5 protein-coding genes are annotated in these 4,050 nt (G+C 34.7%); all 5 read left to right on the top strand.

Annotation, left to right across the window (positions count from 1 at the left end; genetic code table 11):
- The first annotated feature begins 769 nt into the window (after positions 1-769).
- Positions 770-1,099, top strand: coding sequence for a hypothetical protein (locus IQ228_RS22645; protein WP_235335128.1), 330 nt, complete (start codon positions 770-772; stop codon positions 1,097-1,099).
- A gap of 182 nt (positions 1,100-1,281) precedes the next feature.
- Positions 1,282-1,773 (top strand): hypothetical protein, encoded by a 492-nt coding sequence (locus IQ228_RS22640; RefSeq protein WP_027400933.1) that lies wholly within the window; start codon positions 1,282-1,284, stop codon positions 1,771-1,773.
- 591 nt (positions 1,774-2,364) lie between these two features.
- Complete coding sequence (locus IQ228_RS22635; RefSeq protein ID WP_193964521.1) at positions 2,365-2,928, top strand: Pycsar system effector family protein; 564 nt, start codon at positions 2,365-2,367, stop codon at positions 2,926-2,928.
- A gap of 15 nt (positions 2,929-2,943) precedes the next feature.
- On the top strand, positions 2,944-3,801 hold the full coding sequence (locus tag IQ228_RS22630) for an EAD6 domain-containing conflict system protein (RefSeq protein WP_193964520.1): 858 nt from the start codon (positions 2,944-2,946) through the stop codon (positions 3,799-3,801).
- 164 nt (positions 3,802-3,965) lie between these two features.
- On the top strand, positions 3,966-4,050 hold an 85-nt coding region (locus IQ228_RS27500), incomplete at its 3' end, for an EAD6 domain-containing conflict system protein (protein ID WP_228044023.1).

Here is a 4,050-nt window from a genome sequence, read left to right as displayed (position 1 = left end):
ATAAGAGACACAACCCTCCCCTTGTGAAGGTGAGGAAACCAGATTTTTCTTGTTTCCCCCCTTGACAAGGGGAAAGGGGGGTAAAAATGTGATGAAAATTATGGGATACCACTTTTAAAACATCCTCTAAAGACACGGGGATTCTTGGTTCAACAAGACCACAACGGCTGGATTGTTTGATTCTAAACGTAGGGGTAAAGCAAGAGCTTCATTGGTGTCAACTTAGGCTACAGATGGCTTATTTGTTGGCTTCCACACCCGCCCGAAAATGATAGCGTAGTGGGGCGTAAGCCATATGTCCGGGCTAATAGCGAAAGTAAACTAAAGTTTACTCAAAAATTTTCGGGTTATTTAGTCATCTTCAGATGACTTTTGCTATTAGACTGGGAATATGGCTAACGCCACGCTACGCTATCATTCCCAGGCGGGCTATGGGTTTTACGTTAAGTTGACACTAATGAAGCTCTTGCTTTCCCCCTACACATCTGGGTTATTTGTCATTTGGCAAAAGTTTAAATCTCACCCGTGTTTAGTATAAAAAAGATAAAATAATTTTATAAATTGAGATAACCTCTTTGTACCAAAATAAATGTACATTAGCTGATATAATCAAGATTCTAACCGCATAAAAAAATCTATCAATCTCAGATTCAACCTGTGATATATGCTGGTTTAGGGTTAGACTCTAAATATATAGGAAAAAAATACTTCTTTCCTTAATTATTGTAAAATTCACTTAACAAACAAAGATTCAGTTTGAACAAGTGCCATCTCATACAAAGGAGAAATAAAAATGACAGAAAATAATCAGGATAATATCAGTAATACTGAAGAAAGTTCTCAGGGAACAATCATAGTGGCTGGAATGCGTCCCATTACCACTGGCACTTTACAAGTAGTTGATACCTTCAACTCCATGGGAATTCGTCCCATAGGTGCAAACACATTCCAAGTAGTTGACAGTATTAACTTGTCTGGTATTCGTCCCATTGCTTCTAGCACCTTGGTAGTTGCTGACAACTATTCCGTTTTCGGAAATCGGCCAATAGCACCGAACACCTTCGATGACTCCGAGCTTTTGATGGGTTTTCTAGACTAATTACATTCTCAATATTGTCATCATATCAAATTCAACCTGGTTTTATTAATAAACTAGGTTGTTTTATTAAAAAAATTATCAGAAAATCCCCGACTTCTTTTATTTATTGTGTCCGCAAATTATAAATTAATGTCAGAAGTCGGGGATATTATCACTGATGTTAAAAAAGGAGTAGTTTAATTATGGCAAAATCTTCAATTTTATCAACATCTTTAAACTTTCAAGAAAATTATCCATGTCCAGTATGTCGCGTGGGTAAAATTTCGCAAATGTTGATGATGGAAGCTATGTGTTGTGATTTCTGCAATGAGATTTTTACAGTTAATTTAGAATTACAACAAATTAAAATGCCTTCTAGAGAACCGCCTTTAGTTTGGAGTTGGAATGGATTGAGGTGGACGCAAGCACGATTAGGAACTGTGGAATTAGGTTGGGGTTATGGTTTATCTGCAATTGCTTTTATTCTTTTACCAACTACCTTAATAGGGGTGACAGCATATTATTTTCCTCCTCATTCTCATGTTCCCCTGTCATGGATTCCATTTGTTTGGACAGTGCTAACTTTTTTGGCACATTTAGGAATTATTATTTGGATTTTTATTGAAGTTTATCAGATTCCCATTATCGCATATTTGCGAGCCATTACCCGGTGGCAAAATAGACTGATTAGATAAATTTTACCAATTTCGAGCATTATACTGAAAACGGTTTATAGTTTAACCAAATATGGGCGTTGCTGATTAAGAGTATGATTTTATTATGCCTACGGCACGCTGCGCGAACACGCAGAGGCGCTCCAGTCGCAGAGAGTAAGTAATTGGACAAAAATATTTACAGTCATTGCGAGGGAAGGGAAGCAATCACAACCCTGGCGATTGCTTCATTTCACTTCCTTCCATTTGCAATGACATTGTGTAATTCATTCTGTCTCACTACTTAGGAATTATTGCTTGTGTGAAAGACACTGCTTGAGTTAAGAATTGTTTAGAACTAGCAATACTTTGTTGTACAGTTGGTACTATTCCGTATAGTTACGGAATTTAAGCTGTCAACGAGCAAACCACAAATTGCCATCTGATTATCTCCATCTGTCTCTACTGCAAGAACTCATGTTGAGCTAACTGGCACGTCGAAAACTGATGTGGTTGTGAGTGCAATTAGTCAGTATCTTGGCTGTACTGACAATGTACCATTGAATCAAAGGATGGCTGAGTTGGAAAAAAGGCTCAGGGAATTAGAATCTAAATTTGACGAGAGGTGTTTTTATGGATGATGTTTCTTCTAAGCTTATAGCAATTTCCCAAAATGTGAATGACTGGCTGAAGTTTGCAGAGGCTAAGAATGGTATTCTTTTGGCTTTTTCTGGCACTGCGATTACTGCTACCATAACCATTTTATCCACAGCACAAAGTCTGCCTAATTCATTAAAAATTGGGTTATTATTAACAACAATTATTCTTTGTATTTGTGCTTTAGCTTGCTCCTTATCTTTTTTACCTAGAACCAATTTAGAGCGTATTTTAGGGTTGCGACGTAACTTAAATAATACTAATCCAGATAAAGATAATTTATGGTTTTTCGGACATTTGCATAAATATAAGCCAATTGAATTGTTAGAGGCACTGAATAAGCATTATTTTGACAGTAAATTAAATAATATACCTTACAAAAAAGAATATCAAGATATTGCTGCACAAATAACTGTGAATGCTGAAATTACTTTTCTGAAATTTCGGATTTTTACCTATGCAATATATATTTTGATTGCTGCTATTTTGGTAATTCCCTGTTTTGTTTTGCTTAGTTTGGTTATTTATCGTCATTTGTAACCATCGAGATATTTTATGTCATCTTCATCTACTAAGATTAAACTAACTGTAGTTCAACTTGATCTGGTTAACTCATCAAAGTCTTTTCAAGATATACACAATAAATACAATTTAGGTGTTGAGGCTCTAGCAATATTTATTAAACAAATTGAAGACATTATTTCTACAGCGTTTAATCAATCAATTGAAAATCGAAGAATTCAAACTCACCTTACCAAAATTGAAACTCCTCTAGCAGATGGTTGTAGACTTACATTTGAATCTGTTGAAAATGCCTATGATTTTGTGAAAATATTTTGCGAAATGGTTGACAAACGTAACCAAAAACCTGGTATAGATCAGTGGTGTTTTCGCATTGGTGCAGCAACAGATGATATTGTTTATGATCCTGAACGTCCTAATCAAATGATTGGAAATGTTTTCATGGTAGTTAAAGAATTGGAATCTGGTGCATTTCCTGGTTGGTTATTTGTTGATAAAATGACCTATAATGAACTTTCTCAAGATAAGTTCTCTAAACAATCTTTTAAAAATAAACATGATGAGTGCAGAGAGGCTTATGGTTATCCAATGCTTGTAAATTCTGCACAACCTATTAACCCTATTATATGGACAGATGACGACAACAAACAAGTATTAATTAAAATTCTTCAAGATATATTTACAGAAGAAGAATTAAAAACTATATGTGAAAATAATACGAGTAAACTGAAAGGAAATCCTTATGATGCAATTACTGGGAATACAGTTAATGCTAGATATAGTTCTTTAGTTAATCATTTAATTAAAAAAGGACTAATAGATAGTTTTTTAGAGATACTTTGTAAATCCAGTGAACACTTTGCTGATTTAGTAAAATCTTTACGAGGATAAATTATTTTGGCGTTGCTGATTAAGAGTATGATTTTATTATGCCTACGGCACGCTGCGCGAACACGCAGAGGCGCTCCAGTCGCAGAGAGTAAGAGTTTGAAATCATTGATTTTTCAATTTCATACCCTAATTCAGCAACGCCATTATTTTTTTAGTAAAACATAATGAATATGACTGACGACAACAAACAAGTATTAATTAAAATTCTTCAAGATGTATTTACAGAAGAAGAATTAAAAACTATATGTG

Origin of the sequence: Dolichospermum sp. LEGE 00246 (assembly GCF_015207865.1) — a bacterium.
GTDB lineage: Bacteria > Cyanobacteriota > Cyanobacteriia > Cyanobacteriales > Nostocaceae > Dolichospermum > Dolichospermum heterosporum.
This window is presented reverse-complemented; position numbering and strand designations above follow the sequence as displayed.

Bases quoted from the DNA above. Each gene is read 5' to 3' on its own strand.
- IQ228_RS22635 (WP_193964521.1), top strand. From the start codon at position 2,365: ATGGATGATGTTTCTTCTAAGCTTATAGCAATTTCCCAAAATGTGAAT.
- IQ228_RS22630 (WP_193964520.1), top strand. From the start codon at position 2,944: ATGTCATCTTCATCTACTAAGATTAAACTAACTGTAGTTCAACTTGAT.
- IQ228_RS22640 (WP_027400933.1), top strand. From the start codon at position 1,282: ATGGCAAAATCTTCAATTTTATCAACATCTTTAAACTTTCAAGAAAAT.